Origin of the sequence: Streptomyces sp. NPDC059866 (assembly GCF_042731325.1) — a bacterium.
GTDB classification, from domain to species: Bacteria; Actinomycetota; Actinomycetes; order Streptomycetales; family Streptomycetaceae; genus Streptomyces; species Streptomyces flavusporus.
Genome location: NZ_JBHWJT010000044.1, coordinates 1 through 17,021, shown reverse-complemented (window position 1 = coordinate 17,021; position 17,021 = coordinate 1). Strand labels below are relative to the sequence as shown.

Below are 17,021 nucleotides of genomic sequence, written 5' to 3'. Positions count from 1 at the left end.
CCCCAGGATGAACGCCCTCCGCCTCACCCGGTGGGTGATTGAACATCAAATGTCTCTGACCTCAGTGGTAACGTCGCGGATGCCGCGGCATCGGTGAGCAGCGCTCTCGACTCGTCCGCCAGGCCGCGGCCGCCGATCCACTTGGCCTGGCCCGGGCCTTTGAGGCTTGCCCAGCGCCGTCACCGCCCGGCGGCTGTCCAGCTCGGGGACGTGATCCACGGCGCAGTCGGCTGCGACGCCAGCGTCAGCGACGACGCCGTGCGCTGGACCCCTGAGCAGGAGCAGCACGCCCGCGCCGACGCGCTCACCGAGCTGTTCGGCGAATCGGTCGACGTGATCCACGCCTACAGCCGCGCTCAGGCTCTCGCCGACGGTGCCCTGGTCGAGGTTCCGGCCCAGCTGGAGCGCGAGGCCGGCTTCAGGGTCCCGGTGGCGCTGACCGCGGCCGCCTGGGAGGACTGTGTGGCCTGGGGTGGGGACGGCAGCGGCTGGCAGGTGCCGCAGGAGGAGACCGGCCGGCTGTGGGACGTGTTGAACATGACCCGCTTCGCCGTCCGGCGCAGCCGGGGCGGCGGGGACCGTGTCGCGGTCGAGCTGTACCGGGTGCCGCGCGGCGGCCGCGCCCGGCAGCCCCAGCGCGTGCAGCTCGCTGCCCAGGCTTGGGCCCGGCGATCACGGGGAGCCAGTTCTGACGATCATGGAGCCGGACGAGGACTGACACACGGTTGCCCCTGCTGGCGCCGCTCGTGCTCCCGCCCCGCTGCTTCGGCAGAGGGGCGGGGGCTGTGCCGTTTCTAGGCTGGCTGCATGACGGAGACGCAGATGTTGCAGCGCGTGGTCGCGATCCTCACTCAGGCCAGGGAGATGGCCGACCTCTACGGGGAGGACCGCGAGCGTGACGATCTCGACTCTCAGGGGGAGTTGATCGGCGAGCTGATCGCGGAGTTGCTGGAGTTCGATGCTGTCACGCCGGCGAGTTCTGATTCGCAGGACGTGGCCGACGCGGTGGCCCGGTCCATCCAATCGCGCATGATCCTGATGGCAGGCTGTTTCAGCGCCGCGTTCGCACGTCTTGCGATTTACCACGACCGGTGTGATGCGGATGCCAGCTCGGCGGAGGTGCTCCGAAGGATGGTCATCGAGTGGGAGCGGCAGGACGACGAGACCACGTGACGAGCGAGGAACCATGACACGGCAACGCCCCCGCCGCGCCGGCCGCTACCGCGGACGCGGCTCGGCTCTTTCAGGCCCAGGAGCAGGGCGGCTCCGAACAGCAGTTGCGCGACATCGCCGCGAGGCGCATCAGGAGACCTACTACAAGGACCGTGGCCACCGGGCGGCCGGACTGCTCGTGGAGTACACCGACGTGGAGCACATCGAGTTCGACCTGTAGCCCCGCGCAGACCATTCCGCAGCGCGGGGGAGCGGTTGCGGGGTGCGGGCCCAGGATCAGCCGATAGCGCGGGCCCTGCTCACTCCTGCCCGGCCGTGCCGCGGCTCCTCAACGCAAAGAAGAACATCAAGCCAGCCGTCGTGAGCAACTCCAGGTTGGTCAGTTCACCGCGCTGAAGCCTCTCCCGGAAGGCCGTGACGGCGTAGTCATCGGGGAGCCCCTGCAGGGTCTGCGCGATGGCCGAGTGGGCGTCCTCGAGGCCGGAGACGATCTCAAACTCGTCTTCGGCCAGCGGCTCTGGGGCAGCACCGCGCAGGATCGTGAGGCGCGGATCATCGCCGCCGGGGGTGAACAGGACGCGGGTCTCCCAGGCGCACGCCGCGGCAGCCACTCGGTCAGGGCCTGCAATCTCCGCCACGCCGGCCACGATCCAACGCGCCGTCGCCGTGCACCACTCGTGATCGCCAATGCGGTACGACCGGACGTCTCGGAACGAGCTCAGCGTGATGGCTGGCGGAGTGAGCCATACGCTGCCGATTCCTGGTTTCGTCCCGTCGAATGGATATGCACCAGTAGTGCAGCGGAACCCTGGGATACGGCGCGTTCCGCGCTCCAGGTCGAACGCTTGCGCAGCTTCGGCGATGGTGTCGCAGCTGCCAGGGAAATCCAGGGCTCTCTCCACCAAGGCGTCGTCTGCTTCGGTCTCCTGGGTGAAGCGGGAGATCACCTCGTCGAGGCTCGTGAGGTGCACGAACCGCTCGCCGAGCCCCTTAACGTCCTGGTCCATTGGATCGGGGTAGGCGGTGCCGTCCCCGAAGTCACGGGTGTTGGAGCTGACGAAGTAGACGGTCTCCTCCGGATTGATGCGGGCGTACTCGATGGCCGACATCCAGATGGCCGTGTCTCGGAAGCCCGTCTTCGCCTGCTTGCCACCGTCGTTGACCTTGCACGGGGCCAGGCCGTTGGCCTCGCGGAACGCGGCCTCGCGGAGGGCGCTTTCGCTGGTCTCGATCACGTCGACGATGCTGCGGTACTCCTTGCGCCAGTGCTCGCGGACCCGTTCGGGGTCGTAGTCCCCGAGGACGGTCGGCACCTTCCAGGGCGTGTTCTGGTCGAGGGCTTCGATGGCCTGCACAGCGGCCTCGTACTTCTGCCGGTACTTCACAGCCTGCTGCGCCGCGAGCTCCTCCAGGACCATCCACGGTACGGAGATGCCTTCGGTGCCGACGGCGCGAATGGTCTGAAGGAGTTCTGCGCTACTGCTGCCGAGACCACAGCCCCGCAGAATGCACGCGTCGAGAATGATCAAGGTGGTGTCCCTCCCGTACTGCCTGATCAAGGGTCCCAGGAGGCAAAGACTGGTGCATCGAATATTCAGAACACCCGGGGACTGTAGGCGCAGTCGGTTCCCGGCGTACTCATCCTTGACGAAGACCTTGCCCCCTGTGAGCGAGGAGTTGTCGACCTCGTTGTCACCGAAGAGCTCCGTCTCCCCCAGCCCTTCACCTGCGGATGGCCTTCGTCGTCGCCAGCTTCTGCCTCACCGCCTTCCTGAGCCGGGTCGAAGGCGCTGAACGAACCGGGAGACCGTCTTGGCCTGGCGGCGCTCGATACGTTCGTAGAGCCGCTCGGGGACGCGGATGGCCTGGTCGTAGTTGCCGACCCTGGTCAGCCGCTGGGACAGCGCCACGCGTCCGTCGGGCAGCCGTACGGCGAGCGCCTTCGGGTGAACGGCGATGCATTGACCACAAAGATGGAAGAGAGTGTGTCTCGATCACCCATACAATTCCGAAGGATACCGAGATGGAGCGTTTGTTCCGGTTCGCCCTGACGCGTCCTGCGGTCGCCCAGGATGACGACGTGTCGAGTGCACGGCTGGCGCAGAACTCCGCGTTCCAGGCCGCCCTCGGCCATGCCCAGGGCGGCCGAAACGTCCGGGATGAGCTCAAACGGGTCGCGCGGCAGTTCGTCGCCTCGTCGGGATTCGTAGGTGACCCCGCGGCCCTTTCCGTCCATGCTGAGCTCCGGGCCCTCGGCGCGGCGCTCGACGACATGGAGACTGCCGACGCTGTCGCCAACGCCGACGTCGTGGACGCGATCGAGGAGGCCTTCGGCAAGAAGCCTGCCGATCTGGTGAAGGACAAGGCGCTCGACGGCCCGCTGGAGAAGCTGCGGGACAGCATCATCGCGATCAAGCTGCTCCCCGAGGAACACCGTCGCCCCGTCGAGGCCCTGACCAATCAGCTGCGAGACCTCGAGCTGATCCGCCATGTCGTGGCGGCAGGCGACTTCCCCGGCGACGGACGGACCCTGCGGCGCTACCGCCGCCGATCGCTGCTTCTGCCGGGCGAGGCAGGCCTTCGCTCGGTGCTCTCGACGTCGGAGCAGATCGAGGGACGCGACAAGCATCTTGCGGAGAGCGAGGAGAAGAAGCGCAAGGAAGCCGCCGCCAAGCTGGAGCTCTACAAGCGGCTGGGGAAAGCCGTGGAGGAGCTGACCGGCCTGTCCGGTGACGCCTTCGTGAGCACTCCCCAGCGACCGGACGCGGGCTTCCTGGCGCCGGTGAACGTCCGCCCGGTGCAGTTGCTGGTCCAGGAGGTCGCGCGGCGCCAGCAGCGTTCGCAGTGGGCGCTCTTTCGCGAGAACATCGCGGCCGAGCGGGGAAGCGAGGCGGAAGGGCACTCCGTGGAGTCCGGGCCCGGGCTGCTCCCGGCCCTGGAGGCCGCGGCGCTGCTGTCCCCGAAGGCGGGGCTGATCCGCGGGAGCGTGCCGTTCACGCCGGTCCGGCCCGCCGAGGTGGGCTTCAGGGTGAAGCCCACCGTGATGGGGGCACTCTCCCGCAGCACCCAAGAGTTGCTGCGGGAACGCGGCCTGAACCTCGCCGACCAACCACTGGACCTGGTCGCGGAGGCGCTGCGGACCGAGATGCTCGAACTGAGCCGGACACTGGACGCGTTGCTGGGACGGCCGGTTCGACGCAGTCTCAAGCGCGTCGGGAACGCGATGGTGATGATCTCGACACCGCTCGCGTCCGTCTGGAACATGATGGTGGTCGCTGGCGACCTGACCCTGCCTGTGGAGCCCCTCCCCGCTACCACCCGCGTCCCACACACGCACGGAGACGTGACACCGGCTGGCGTGGCCGATCTGCTCGTCGTCAAGCAGCACCTCGTCCGCTACGAGGCCGCGGACGTCGCTCACATCGAGAACGTGCTGAAGGGGGAGAAGAAGGAGCGGGAGCATGCGCGCCGCCGCGAGACGGAGGAGTTCACTCTGCGGGAGTCGGAGGTCACGACGACCGAGGAGCGCGAGCTGGAGTCGACGACGCGCTTCGAGATGAGCCGGGAGGCCAGCAGGACGATCACTGAGGACGCCTCGCTGACGGCTGGGCTCACTATCTCCGGCAAGTACGGACCCACCGTGGAGTTCTCGGCCAGCGCGGAGGGCTCTGTGTCCCGCAGCAGGGAGGAGGCGACGAAGACCGCCGCCACCTTCTCCCAGGACGTAACCGAGCGGAGCGCCACGAAGATCACCGAACGGGTCCTGGAGCGGTCGTCGCTGCGGGTGACGAACGAGGTGATCGAGAAGAGTACGCATTCCCTCGACAACACGGCTGGCGCGGGGCATATCTCGGGCGTCTACCAATGGGTGAACAAGGTCTACCAGGCACAGATGTTCAACTACGGCATTCGCATGATGTACGACTTCATGGTGCCGGAACCCGCCGCCTTCCTGATCTCGGCACTGGAAGGCGCGCACGCCCGTGCGGTCGATCTGACGAAACCGGCGCCGTTCACGCTGCGGCCCGACCAGATCACCGAGACGAACTACTTCACCTGGGTCCATGAGTACGGCGCCACCGATGTGCAGCCGCCGCCCGAGCTCTACCGGACCAAGTCGCACGACTACAACGCCAACGCCGAGGACAAGAACGTCGAGTTCACGCACTCGGCTCAGATCGCGATCGACGACGGCTACCAGGCGATCTACGGGACTGTCGGCTGCGTCCGCAGCATCTGGGAGGGGGACGCGGTCGTCGACGTCGTTCTCGGGTCGCGCAGCCATCGGTTCAAGGACGGCGACTGGGTGTGGGGCACGGCGTTGAACGACGAGACGGACTCGATTCCGGCGGCGCTCGTCACCATCCTGGTCGGCGATATCGCGGTCGCCGTCGAGGTCAAGTGCAGGCGCACCGACCGGGCACTGCTGAAATGGCGGCTGGACACCCATGCCAAGCTGGCCGAGGCCTACAAGGCGAGGCTGTCGGAGTACGAGGAGAAACTCGCCGAGCTGGAGGTCCAGGCGGGGGTGGCCGTCCGCGGCAAGAACCCGCAGCTCAATCGTGAGCTGATGAACGACGAGCTGAAGAAGCACTGCATCACGATCCTGACCGACCAACACTTTGACCTCTTCGGCGCGGTGCGCACCGGCTCGTTCTCCGTGCCCGAGACGGACCTGCCCGAGAACGCCGCGGAGGGACCGTACGTCCGCTTCTTCGAGCAGGCCTTCGAGTGGGAGCAAATGACTTGGGTCGCCTACCCGTACTTCTGGGGACGCAAGAGCGAGTGGGCCGAGCGGGTGGCCTACGAGGATGCCGACCCGGTCATGAACCAATTCCTGAAGGCGGGCTACTGTCGCGTGGCCGTGCCCGCCAGACCGGGGTTCGAAGGCGCGATCGACCACTTCATGACGTTCGGCGAGATCTGGAACGGCGGACCGCTGCCCCCCATCTCCACACCGCTCTACGTACCCATCGCCGACGAGATCGCCGAACGCCTCGACCGCCCCGGTGAGGAGGTCCCCGAAGGAGACCACTGGCTCGTCCGTGTGCCGACGACGCTGGTACACCTGCGCGCGGACGACAAGCTGCCCGTCTGGACGCGCAACGCGGCCGGCGAGTGGGTCGAATCCTGACGACAGCCTTCTGCGGCAGCACGCCATGACCTACTTCGTGAAGTACCTGCCCGTGACGACGGGCAACTCCACCCGGCTGTACACCGACGGCAGGGACTACTGCGCCGACCTCTACGAGGACCTACGGTCCGCGAAGAAGTTCGTCTTCCTCACCGGGCTGCACTTCATGGCGGAGTTCGGCCTGATCCGGACCGGGAAGCCGAGTGATGCGGTGGCGACCCTCGCCCAGGTCCTCAGACAGACCGGCGAGCGCGGCGTCCAGGTCTTCCTGCTGGTCAACCAGTTCTGGCGGGACGAGTCCGAAGTGATCACCGGCGGACACCCCATCCGCGCGAAGATCATGAAGGCCGGTGAGCTGTATGGCTATCTGCCGGAGACCCTGAAGCTGTTCGACAGCCTCAAGGGCCTGAAGAACGTGCACTGCCGCACGGACATCCACCCCAACTCCGACATCTTCGCGACACACCACCAGAAGACGGTGGTGATCGACGACCGGGTCGCCTTCCTCGGCGGGATCGACCTCACGTACCTCGACGGCGACCGATGGGACACCTCGGAGCACACGGCCCGGCACCGGCATGTCGACCGCACCCAGAAGTTCTGGCACGACGTGCACCTGAGGCTCCAGGGGCCCGCTGTGGAGTTCGTGCGTGACAACTTTCTGCAGCGCTGGAATCACGGCAGCCTCCACACGATCAGGAAGAAGTCACTCAACAGCTACGAGGCGTGGTCGCAGCACATCGGGGAGGATCCCCGGCACGTCGCGGTGGAGGCGACACAGGACCGCAGGCCTCCGGCCCTGCCGCCCTTCGCCCAGAAGTCGGTCCTGTCGTACACCTACCCGGCCGACGGTGAGGAGCCGGCCGCTCCCACGGTCCAGATCGTCCGGTCCATGCCGCGCAAGGACAACTGGCACCGCCAGAAGCCCACTTGGAACACTAACCGCTCCGACGAGTGGGAACACTCCTGCAAGGAGGCCTACCTCATCGGCATCAGGTCAGCCAACAAGTACATCTACCTGGAGAACCAGTGGGTCGCGGACGAGGACATCTGGGCCGAGCTGGCTGCGGCGGCACGCCGCAACAAGAACAACCCGGACTTCCGGATCATCCTGATGGTGCCGTACGAAGGGCTGTTCGCCGCGGGCCTGGGCTCCAACCAGGAGCTCTTCATCGGGACAGAGATGGAGGACGTCATCAAGGCCAGCCGCAGCCCGGCCACCTTCGGGATGTACGCGCTGCACCAGCACGACCGGCGGTCGAATGTGCAGGGCCAGATCTACATCCACTCCAAGGTGCTCATCATCGACGACGCCTGGTCTCTCATCGGCTCGGCGAACGCCGGGGGCATCTCTCTCGAAGGCGTCCGCTCGGGGCGGGACGAGCCCGACACGGAGCTGTCAGCGATCATCCACGACAAGGCCTTCGCGTCGGCCTTCCGCTCGAAGGTCTGGTCCGAGCATCTGGGGGTCCCGGTCGGCCCGACCTATGACGTACACGACGCGGACCGCTTTCGCGGCCTGGCCAACAAGCCCGGTGGGAAGCTGCGTTTCTTCCCCGGATACGACAACATCAAGCGCGGCGTACCCACCTGGTTCCCCGAATCGCTGCAGGAGAGCCGCGACCCGCTCCGCATCGACTTCGCCAAGCAGTCGCGCATCATCCCGTCGCTCAGCAGGGACCTGCTCGCCTCCGGCCTACCGCCCACCCTGGTACGCGCCGCGTTCACCGCCCGTGTCGTGCCGAGCGTCCCGCCCGGCTGGCGCTGCTGGTACCGCTGGCACTGCCAATTGCACTACGACCCGACTGAGCCCTCGGGACGTGACCCCCGCCGGGCGCCGGTGTATCTGAAGCTGAGGAGTCTGAAGTACGACAGGGACGAGGTGTGGAACTACTCCGACCAGGACTCGGTCTACATCGGGAAGCTGTCGGCGGAGCGCATCAACGCGGAGACCACGACCGCCGTCCTGGGCGTCATCCGCTGCCGAGTGAAGATCCTGCCCCTCGACGAAGGACCGAACGACCCTGGGCCGTCGATGGTCCTCCAGTTCGAGTGCATGTTCCTCAACGATAGGTTCGCCCGCGGCAACCACCCCGACTTCGTGAGACGCTAAGGCCTCACCGGTCGAGGTGGAGGTGCCTTGTCGTCACTAGGGGGAGCGGTGAGGCCGTCTGGGGTGCGGCGGCCGGTGAACCAGGCGGCGAGGACGACGGGCGGGTTGAAGTGCGCGCCGGAGACCAGCCCGGGCAGAGCGATCATGACGCCCAGGCTGAAGACGATGGCGAGGGTGTTGGCGAACAGCTGCACGCCGACGTCGCGCAACAGCTCGGTGGCTTGAATGCCGGAGCCGACCACCGCCGCCAGCAGCCCGGCCTTGATCTCCTCGGCCGCGATGAGGCGGCCGAGCGGCGCGTTCACGCGCTTGGCTTCGGCGGTTTGCAGACGCCGGGCAGCACCCAGTAGTAGCCCCAGGTCCCGCGCCGCTCGCAGTCGATGAGCCCAGCCTGCAGCAGCAGCTTGAGGTGGTGGTCGCATCATGCGGTCGACGGCGAAAACTGCTGCCGGCGGGGCCGGTTGGCCTGCCACCATCAGGCAAGGGTTCAACCAGGCGAGGAACGATGGCCAACTTCCGATTTGGCTCGAGCGACTACACCGTCAACCGACCTTTTACGGCATCACCACCCCCGTGGCGAAGATGCTGGACTGGCTCATCGGGCACCACCCCCGGGTCGCTCACCGAGCTGCCCGTCCTCGCCGGAGCGGCGCCGTACGCCACGCTGCTGCTCGCCGACGGCATCGAGATGCACCACCAGCCCGCCAGTACGGGCGAGGACAACCCGATCGCCGCCACCCTCGCCGCTCACTACGGCTACGAGAGACTGGAGCTGCGCGGGTCGGTCTACATCACCGGCGACAGCGCCGAGAGCGACACAGCCATCGGCATGGAGCTCGACCCCTTCGACGACCTGTACCGCGCCCTCCACGAGGCGGCCGACACAGCCGGAACCCGCCTGTACCGCAAGATCCGGCCCGACGAGACGGTCACCGTCGCCTACGACGACTACGTCCCCGGCGACGTGTTCTGGTTCCTGAGCAGCAGCCGCGGTCAGCTTCGTCCACTCGCGCCTGTCCACCGACCCTGGGCTGAAGAACCCCAGTCGGCGGGCCGCCGCTGCCGCTGAACTCCGGGCCTGCCTGGCCCAGGATGTAGGGACGGCGGCTCGGGAGCCGTCCCGATCCCGCGGCTCTGACATTCTGGGCGGCCTGGCCGCCGGGGCTGAGCGGCTGCACGCCGGGCAGGCCCGCCGTCAGCAGCTGACGTGTGATCACCTCCGGCTTGGCGACGACCGGGTGCGCGGACCTGCGCCGCGCTGCCATCGGTGATCCGACGGACGGTGCGAAGGTCACCCCGCTGCGACAGCTCAGCGCCGACCCGTTCGGGTCCCGTGCCTGATCTGTCTGCCCGCATGATGGCGGCGGAGGACGACACTCGCGGGCGGCGCAGGGACGCGCGCCGAGGTAACCGCCGGCGAGGCCTCGAGGTCCGCAGGCCGGGCCGAGGAGCAGTCCGGCGCTGCGTCGCCGGGCCGGGCGAGTGCCAGAAGTACGTAGGTAATGGCGCTGACGATGGAAGTGCCGATTGTCGAGGCGAGCCCAAGGCCGTACATCACCCACATGGCCTACGCCCATTCGCGGTATCCCAGGGCACTGTGCCCAGACTGAGGTCAGCCGTTGTGCATGCGCGTCGAACGCGACGCGTCCCATGGATGGGAGTTTTCGATGGCGAGGAGACTTCCTTTCCCGCCGGCCACCGGCACGTACCGAACACTCGTGGTGCCGGTGCTCGTGCCGGGGCAGGTGTTCCGTGACCCCGACCTCGGGAATCTGACGGCCGCGTTGCGAACACGCCTGCTTGACGAGGTAACGGCGTACTTCCACGAGAACTCGTTCACCCGGCTGACGACCGAGTTCCAGGTGTTCGGCCACGACGTCGCCCCGCGAGCGCAGCCGCTGCAGCTGCCCAGGGCGCTCACCGATTACTGGAACCCTAGGTTCGAGGCGGGCGGCTTCGACGCGGCCGAGCCCGGCGTCGTCGCCGGGTCGCCCGTCGTCTTCGATGGGACCGAAAGTCTGCGACTTGACGTGCGCCCTCGCGAGCGGCCCCAGCAGGAGCTGGGAGTGAGCTTTTCGGCGCTTTCGGCCGAGTCGACCCACGGGACGTTCCCTGTGACCATTGCGTTCGCCGCGACCGACGCTCTCCAGCTGCTCGTGACCGACAGCCTCGGCACCGCCCGCCAGCTGAACGTCAGTTTCACCGACAGTTCATTTTCAGTGAACGCGGCGTCCATGGGCGCCGACCTGGCCGTGGTTGCCAGCTACCTGAGCGCGCGCATTGAGGCGGCCACCGCTGCGCTGAACCTGCCGGGGACCGCCCCGGCACTACTTCAGCCGGTCCAGGTCCGGCGCATCCGCAGCGTCAGCGCCAGCGCATTGGGCAGACTCGTGCTCGACCTCTCGGTGCATCCCGATTACGGCGACGGGTCAGCCAGCGTCGAGGTCGTGTCCCAGACCGGGCTTGCGAAACTCGGGCTGGACCTTGCCGCGCCATCGCGGTTCACCCCCTCTGCGGGCACCGGCCCGATCCAGGACTACCTCATCCAGCGGCTGCAACTTGCCCAGGAGGAATCTGGCTTCGGGGGGACCGACAACCAGCTGCTGCGCGACCCGACAGTGACGCTCTCCGGCGATACGTTGACGACGAGGGTGCGGCTCTCGGATCTCGACGGCGGGGTCGGATCCTCAGTGTCCATCCTGACCCAGACCGGCCTCGGCAAGATCGGGTTCGACTCCCCGGTCGTCGTTCCTGGCGTGGTGACCGCGGGCGAGAGCAGCACCATCAGCGACCGCGGCGCCCAGGAGCTGATTAACGACGTACTGACCCTGGTCAACGACGCGCTCGGCGGTGGTGACCAGACCGCGTGGCTCACCAATCCCGCGCGCGACTTCCGCTGCATCTACGTCGCGTTCCTGGGAACACCGCCGCCGGCGCCGCCCACCTGGGATGCCGACCCGGCCGCGGTTGCAGGGCTGCGGATGTTCAAGTGGTGGGCCACTGCGCAACATACCGGGGACGCAGACATCGAGCTCCAGGGGAACTGGATCACCTCGGCCTTTCCGGGGCCGGCGCCGGTGGGAACCGCGTGCCATGAGCTGGCCCACACGCTGGGTGGCGTGGAGGGCACTCAAGCGGGCGGTATGGCAGTTCCCACCGACTGGTGCCTCGGGCTGCCGGATACCTACGACAACGACCCGGAGAACCAAAACCAGCTGCGCTACTTCAGGGGCTGGGATTTGATGTCCAGCCACCAGCAGACGCCGCACCTGGCCGGATACCACAAGCGGCACCTGCGGTGGATACCGGCGACTCGCATCCACCGCGTCGCGCTGCCCGACCCGACGGCCCCGACCGCCGAGGAGTGCTGGCTGGTGCCGGTCGAGCACTGGGACGCCACGCTGGAGGCCGATGTCCGCGCCGCCGTGGGCGGTAGCCTGCCCATCCGCCAGCTCATGGAGATCACCCTGCCTGGCGCCGGCGCGCGATTCCTTCTGGTCGAGGCCAGGGCCGCGGGGACGCTCTTTAGCCAGAACCTTCCCTTCGCGGCCGGCAGCACAGCCGCGCTGCTGGTCAGCGACGGCATCGCGTGCTCCGACCCGGAGCGGTACGTAGTCGACTTCAAGTACCGCCGATACGCCCATCCGTTGAACGTCGGGTCGGAGCTGGACAACGCGGGTGAGGCATTCGACCTTGCTACCGCACCGGAGCTCGCCCACGAGGGCACGGTGGTGAGCGTCGTCGCACGGCAGGACGTTAGGGGTGGCGCCATCCCCGTCCTGCGCACCAGGGTGGAGCGCGAGCAGGCGGACTTCATCGACCTTCATTTCACCGACGCAAACCCGCCGTGGCGCAACCCGGACGTTTGGATCGACTGGCCGCCGAACGGCCGGGAGTCCTACCCGGTTGGCACGCCGTACGAGCAGGGAGACAAGGTGCGTTTCCGAAAGTCGGGAACCGAGCCGCACCTGATCGTCGCGCGAGTACACAACAAAGGCACGGTGGCCGCGCTCAACGTCAACGTCCGCTTCTATATCTGGGAACCCCCCGGATGCGGGGACAAGGGCGAGTTCCGCTTCCTCGACAACCACGTCATCCCCTCGGTCGACGCGAACTCGTTCGCACTCGCCGAGGGGCGGTGGGCTGTTGCTCCGGCGAACAACGCCCACCAGTGCCTGCTCGTCCAGATCAGCGACTGGGACATCCCGCAGGCACCGGGCGGCGGCCCGGTCCCGGTCTACGAAGCATCGACCGATCTGTGGCTGCACAACAACCGGGCGCAGAAGAACATCGTCGACTTCGAGCTGATCAGCGGCAGCCCCTACGAGCCGTACAAGCTGGCGTTGCCGGTCGCCAACAGCGGCCCGGAAGACGTACTCGTCTACCTGGAACCGGTCGGTCTCGCCCCCGGATACCGCATGACGTGCAAACCAAGGACGCTGCGGGTGCCGGCCAGGGGGTCAAGCCAGTTCGTCGTCAGCATCTCCGCCGACACGGCAGAGGTTTCACCTCAATCCCACTTCGACAACGCGTTCGTCCTCCATGCCTGCCGCTGGTCGCGGGACATGACGAACGTGGAAGCGTTCGGGGGCTGGCAGCTGGCAATACGCCCGCGGGAGGCGACGACACTGACGTTGTCGGCCACGAGCACGCCACCGGGCGTCCAGGTCACCGGCATCCTCGCTGGCGGCACCACCGCAGACCAGGTGTGGGTCTGCCTGGCGGACAGCACCGGCCAGCGGCCTTCCTGGAAACTGGCGCCGGTACAGACGGGCGGGGCGTTCACGACAACGTTCAGGTCGGTCCCGGTCGGCGCCACCACGGTACAGGTCGAAGCCCACTTCGATGGCAACTCCAACCTAGCCTCGGCCACGGCAGGACCGATCATTGTCGCCACATCCGGTGGCTCCATCAGTCCCCCTCCGGGCGGCGGTGGCGGTCCGGTCGTCGTCGACGGCGGCGTGCCAATCGGCGGTGGCGGTCCGGTCGTCGTGGGCCCGCTGCCGCGCGCGAGCGGGCACCACACTCAAGGGAGCGACGATGAGGCGTGAACCACTCGTCGGGCGGGTGGCGCTGCCCGGCGGTCAGGCACTGACCGGGGTCACGGTCGAACTTACAGTCGGCGGACAGAAGTGCACCGCAGTCACCGACGGCATCGGCGAGTTCCGGCTGGAAAGGTCGGTCTGCACCACTGCGGCGGGGTACCCCAGCGGCGAACTGGTCGTCCGGCTGCCCGACAACCAGATCGTCCTGCGGGAACAGTACCCGCTCAACGGTCGCTACCTCGGCCTGACGATCCCTCGCGATGCCCTACCCCGAGCCGCCCCCCGCCGGGGTGCACTGTTCCTGCCGCAGCCGCCGGACGAGGGTCCGGTCGAGCCGCGGGATGTCGGAGATCACGGCCAGATTCTGCTCCCACTCATCGAGCAAGCTCGAACGGTCGGCAACCAGCAGATCGCTGCAGCAGGCGATGCCATCGCCACCGCGTCTGGTTCGAGCCTGTTGATCTGGACCGTCGACGGCGGGGAGGCACGCAGCCCGGACCGGCTCGACGTGGGCGCCGAGGTGTTCGACATCGCGGGCGACCCGCTGCACGCCGAGATCGTCGTGCTGGCGGCCATCACGGGCAAACGGAAAGAACGCCAGCTGCTCGCCGTCACCGCGAACGGTCAGCTGGAGCAGCGGTGGGCGGGCGCCGGTGCCTGGGACATCCTCGCGGTTTCACCGGAAGACGCGGCGGTGGCAATGGCTGCCACGGGCTCGACTGCCTGGGCCGAGCTGGACGGCGGCGAGGTACGGGCGCACGACCTGGGCTCAGCCGTCCACGACCTTGCCTTCGCCAGCACGGCGATCGTGGCTGCCACTGACTCGGAACTGCTCATGCCCGGGCCCACCGGCAAGGTGCTCGAGCGAATGCCATGGCCCGGCCACGCGACGCGCCTCACCAGCGCTGACGCCGGGGCGGTGTTTGGCCACGACCGAGGCGGAGGCCGGGTGACGCGGGTGCTCGCAGGTCCGGGGCGCCGACTGATCGCGGACACGACCATCTTCGTAGGCAGCGCCGTCGCGGTGGGTTGGTGGTGGGAGCGGGCAGTCGTCTTCACTCTGCTCGGGGACCGGATCGCGTGGTGGCGACCGCCGCCCGTCATGCTTCAGCCAGCGCCAGAAGAGGCCGACATCGCCTTTGTGGGGCCGTTCTGAGTAGGGTCGGGCTGGGGGGCTGAGCGAAAGCTGCCGCGCCCTCGCATGGGAGATATACGACTCCGGCGACGACACCGTCCGGCACATCGCCGACGATTTTGGCGTGTCCTGCCCCACCATCTACCGACCCCTCAGCAACGCCCCACTTACCACCTAGTGCCGCATCAGGCAACGTTCGCCCTGTTGTCGGCGGTGTCAGCCCGTGCTGAGTGGCGCGGTTGGCTCGGCCTCGAGCTGGTGGTCGGCCCAGACGTAGCTTTCGGGCAGCAAGTCGGTGATGAGAACGGTTCGGATGCGGTCGCCCTCGCCCACGATGACCTTGAGGGCGGGGAAGTAGTCGAGAAGGACCTGACGGCAGCGGCCGCACGGGGGAACAACCCCTCGGTCGCGGTCGCCCATGGCGACGATGGTGTCCAGCTCGTAGGCGCCCTGGGTGGCTGCTGTGCCGATGAGAACGAGTTCAGCGCAGGGTCCTCCGGTGAAGTGGTAGGCGTTCACCGCGGTGACGATCCGGCCGTCCCGGGCACGGGCTGCTGCTGCCATGGTGTGGTTGTCGCCCCGGCAGCGCGTGCGGGCGACGTGGGCTGCGGCCTGGATGAGTGCGTGGTCGACGGGGTGGGTCTGCGTGGTCATCTTCTCTGCCTTCGTCGGATGTCAGGCGACGTTGGCCCGAGTGACGATGGCGTGCAAGCGAATATGAGGGTTTGGGGGAGGTCGGAGCCAGGAATCGCTATGGCACCGGCAGGTGGCCCGCTCCGAAGCCCTGATCAGCCGTGATGTTCCTGCCGAGTGCCCAACCGTCGCGCCCTCGGGCCAACCTTCGAGAGAGCAGCAATGGTCGATCTCGGTTTCGTGGGCCCCAGCCGGCCCGCCAACGACTACGGGTTCTTGAGTGTCACCGACGGCGACACCCCAACATCGAAATGGCGGTTCGCATGGTGTCTATCGACACCCCGGAAAGCCAGTACGGCGGTGCCCCGGCCACCGCCCAGGCCGCTCTGGAGCGCACCAGGACGCACCTGTGGGACGGCACCTTCGACGCGCTGCCGCAGCCGCTGCGCGACTATCTCGTCTCGCGGATCACCCCCGACGCCGCGCAGTGCGACAAATAGCTCTCAGGTGTGACGCTGCGCCAGTTGGCGCATGGATGCAAAGAGTGAGCGGCATGCACGCAGTGTGGAGACTGCAATTCGTCTGTCGTTGGCCGGAGTTCTGGCAGCCGCTGCCCTTGCCGTCACTGCTCCAGCGCATGCCCAGGAGACGCTTCCCCTGCAGACAGCGGTCGCCGCGCTGCCGGTGGCCGAGGAGGACCGGACCGGCTATGACCGGGACCTGTTCAATCACTGGATCGACGCCGACCGCGACGGCTGCTCCACCCGGGCCGAGGTCCTGCTCGAAGAGGCCACCACCGCGCCCTCGGTGAGCAGGCGTTGCACCCTGAACGGGGGTGAATGGTACTCGTGGTACGACGATACGTACGTCGCGGGCCCGCGCGGCCTGGACATCGACCACCTGGTCCCGCTGGTCGAAGCGTGGGATTCCGGGGCGTCCAACTGGACGGCAAAGCGGCGGGAGCGGTACGCCAACGATCTCGGTGATGAGCGGGCGCTGGTGGCGGTGACTGCCCGGTCGAACCGGCAGAAGGCCGATCAGGACCCGGCCGAGTGGCTGCCCGGCGACGCTGTGGTCTGCCGCTATGTGGCCGACTGGACCGCGATCAAACTCCGCTGGGCGCTGTCCGTCGACCCTGTCGAGCAGCAGACGCTGACCGACCTGGCCGCCGGCTGCCCCAACGCCCCGGTCAGCTTCAGTCCCGCCGACTGACCCACCCCATAGACCCTCCCGACTCGCGGCAGCCTCTCTGCCTCCCACCCGCGCGCGAGTGACAACGCTGTTGAGGGCGAGAGGCCTCGAAGTTCGCTCGCTCGGCTCGTGCTTGGGGTTCTACGGTGGGGGCCGCCGGGTGGAGCAGGTAGGTAGCTCGCTGGGCTCATAACCCAGAGGTCGCGGGTTCAAATCCCGCCTCGGCCACCAGGGCCGGGCCCGTCGCGTGTTGCGGTGGGCCCGGGTCATGCGCTGCGGCCGAGGCCTGGCCACCGGGCATCAACTTCCCCATGGCCCTCCCCGAAGTGTCTTCGGATCGACGCCCGTCAGCTTTCGGATCCACGCGTGACTGACGACCCACCGGCCCTTCAGGCACCTGGCGCAGCCACTCAAGCCGATGTGGCCAACGACGGACCACAGCTTCAGGTCACGTGCGTTTCGACGCAAGGCTGACGTGTCCTCATCTGCCTTTTCCAGCAAGAGGTTTGGGTGTGCTGTACGTTGGGCATCTCGTGTGCTGTATATAGCTACAGCACTCTGGTTGGGAGAGGTACAGCACCCATGCATCGCATCGAG

General features: G+C 67.6%; 12 protein-coding genes, 1 tRNA gene and 2 pseudogenes. 11 read left to right on the top strand and 4 right to left on the bottom strand.

Features of this window, described 5'->3' with window-relative positions; translation table 11 throughout:
- The first annotated feature begins 210 nt into the window (after positions 1-210).
- The 3 genes and pseudogenes from ACFV7R_RS40355 to ACFV7R_RS40345 all read left to right on the top strand — a co-directional run.
- Positions 211-798: a DUF6573 family protein gene (locus tag ACFV7R_RS40355; protein ID WP_385273670.1), complete on the top strand. Its 588-nt coding sequence runs from the start codon at positions 211-213 to the stop codon at positions 796-798.
- A gap of 9 nt (positions 799-807) precedes the next feature.
- The gene (locus ACFV7R_RS40350; protein ID WP_385273667.1) at positions 808-1,173 is read left to right on the top strand and encodes a hypothetical protein; all 366 of its coding nucleotides are present in this window, start codon (positions 808-810) and stop codon (positions 1,171-1,173) included.
- A gap of 56 nt (positions 1,174-1,229) precedes the next feature.
- Positions 1,230-1,393 (top strand): annotated as a pseudogene (locus ACFV7R_RS40345) (XRE family transcriptional regulator); the annotation flags it as partial.
- A 79-nt stretch (positions 1,394-1,472) separates the two neighbouring features.
- Here the strand turns inward: ACFV7R_RS40345 and ACFV7R_RS40340 are convergent.
- Positions 1,473-2,702 (bottom strand): PIN domain-containing protein, encoded by a 1,230-nt coding sequence (locus ACFV7R_RS40340; protein ID WP_385273664.1) that lies wholly within the window; start codon positions 2,700-2,702, stop codon positions 1,473-1,475.
- A 231-nt stretch (positions 2,703-2,933) separates the two neighbouring features.
- Positions 2,934-3,083, bottom strand: coding sequence for a hypothetical protein (locus ACFV7R_RS40335; RefSeq protein ID WP_385273662.1), 150 nt, complete (start codon positions 3,081-3,083; stop codon positions 2,934-2,936).
- Positions 3,084-3,196: 113 nt separating this feature from the next.
- On the opposite strand from ACFV7R_RS40335, the gene ACFV7R_RS40330 reads away from it, so the two are divergent.
- Both ACFV7R_RS40330 and ACFV7R_RS40325 read left to right on the top strand, forming a co-directional pair.
- The gene (locus ACFV7R_RS40330) at positions 3,197-6,307 is read left to right on the top strand and encodes a hypothetical protein (RefSeq protein WP_385273659.1); all 3,111 of its coding nucleotides are present in this window, start codon (positions 3,197-3,199) and stop codon (positions 6,305-6,307) included.
- 25 nt (positions 6,308-6,332) lie between these two features.
- A complete protein-coding gene (locus ACFV7R_RS40325; RefSeq protein WP_385273656.1) occupies positions 6,333-8,420 on the top strand; it encodes a phosphatidylserine/phosphatidylglycerophosphate/cardiolipin synthase family protein in 2,088 nt (695 codons plus the stop codon).
- A gap of 47 nt (positions 8,421-8,467) precedes the next feature.
- Here the strand turns inward: ACFV7R_RS40325 and ACFV7R_RS40320 are convergent.
- Positions 8,468-8,725, bottom strand: a pseudogene (locus tag ACFV7R_RS40320) (aquaporin); the annotation flags it as partial.
- A gap of 200 nt (positions 8,726-8,925) precedes the next feature.
- Between ACFV7R_RS40320 and ACFV7R_RS40315 the strand changes: the two are divergent.
- The 3 genes from ACFV7R_RS40315 to ACFV7R_RS40305 all read left to right on the top strand — a co-directional run bounded on the left by ACFV7R_RS40315 (position 8,926) and on the right by ACFV7R_RS40305 (position 14,621).
- Positions 8,926-9,489, top strand: a complete 564-nt coding sequence (locus ACFV7R_RS40315) for a hypothetical protein (protein WP_385273653.1) — start codon at positions 8,926-8,928, stop codon at positions 9,487-9,489.
- Positions 9,490-10,045: 556 nt separating this feature from the next.
- Complete coding sequence (locus tag ACFV7R_RS40310; RefSeq protein WP_385273650.1) at positions 10,046-13,471, top strand: hypothetical protein; 3,426 nt, start codon at positions 10,046-10,048, stop codon at positions 13,469-13,471.
- 16 nt (positions 13,472-13,487) lie between these two features.
- Positions 13,488-14,621, top strand: a complete 1,134-nt coding sequence (locus ACFV7R_RS40305; RefSeq protein WP_385273647.1) for a hypothetical protein — start codon at positions 13,488-13,490, stop codon at positions 14,619-14,621.
- Between the two features lie 195 nt (positions 14,622-14,816).
- Here ACFV7R_RS40305 and ACFV7R_RS40300 read toward each other — a convergent pair whose 3' ends face one another.
- Entirely contained in the window at positions 14,817-15,254 is a 438-nt protein-coding gene (locus ACFV7R_RS40300) for a cytidine deaminase (protein WP_385273644.1), read from the bottom strand.
- 302 nt (positions 15,255-15,556) lie between these two features.
- On the opposite strand from ACFV7R_RS40300, the gene ACFV7R_RS40295 reads away from it, so the two are divergent.
- The 3 genes from ACFV7R_RS40295 (at position 15,557) to ACFV7R_RS40285 (ending at position 16,655) form a co-directional block, all read left to right on the top strand.
- Entirely contained in the window at positions 15,557-15,733 is a 177-nt protein-coding gene (locus ACFV7R_RS40295; RefSeq protein WP_385273641.1) for a hypothetical protein, read from the top strand.
- A 31-nt stretch (positions 15,734-15,764) separates the two neighbouring features.
- Positions 15,765-16,445: an HNH endonuclease family protein gene (locus ACFV7R_RS40290; protein WP_385273639.1), complete on the top strand. Its 681-nt coding sequence runs from the start codon at positions 15,765-15,767 to the stop codon at positions 16,443-16,445.
- 133 nt (positions 16,446-16,578) lie between these two features.
- A tRNA-Met gene (locus ACFV7R_RS40285) sits at positions 16,579-16,655 on the top strand.
- Positions 16,656-17,021: the final 366 nt, after the last annotated feature.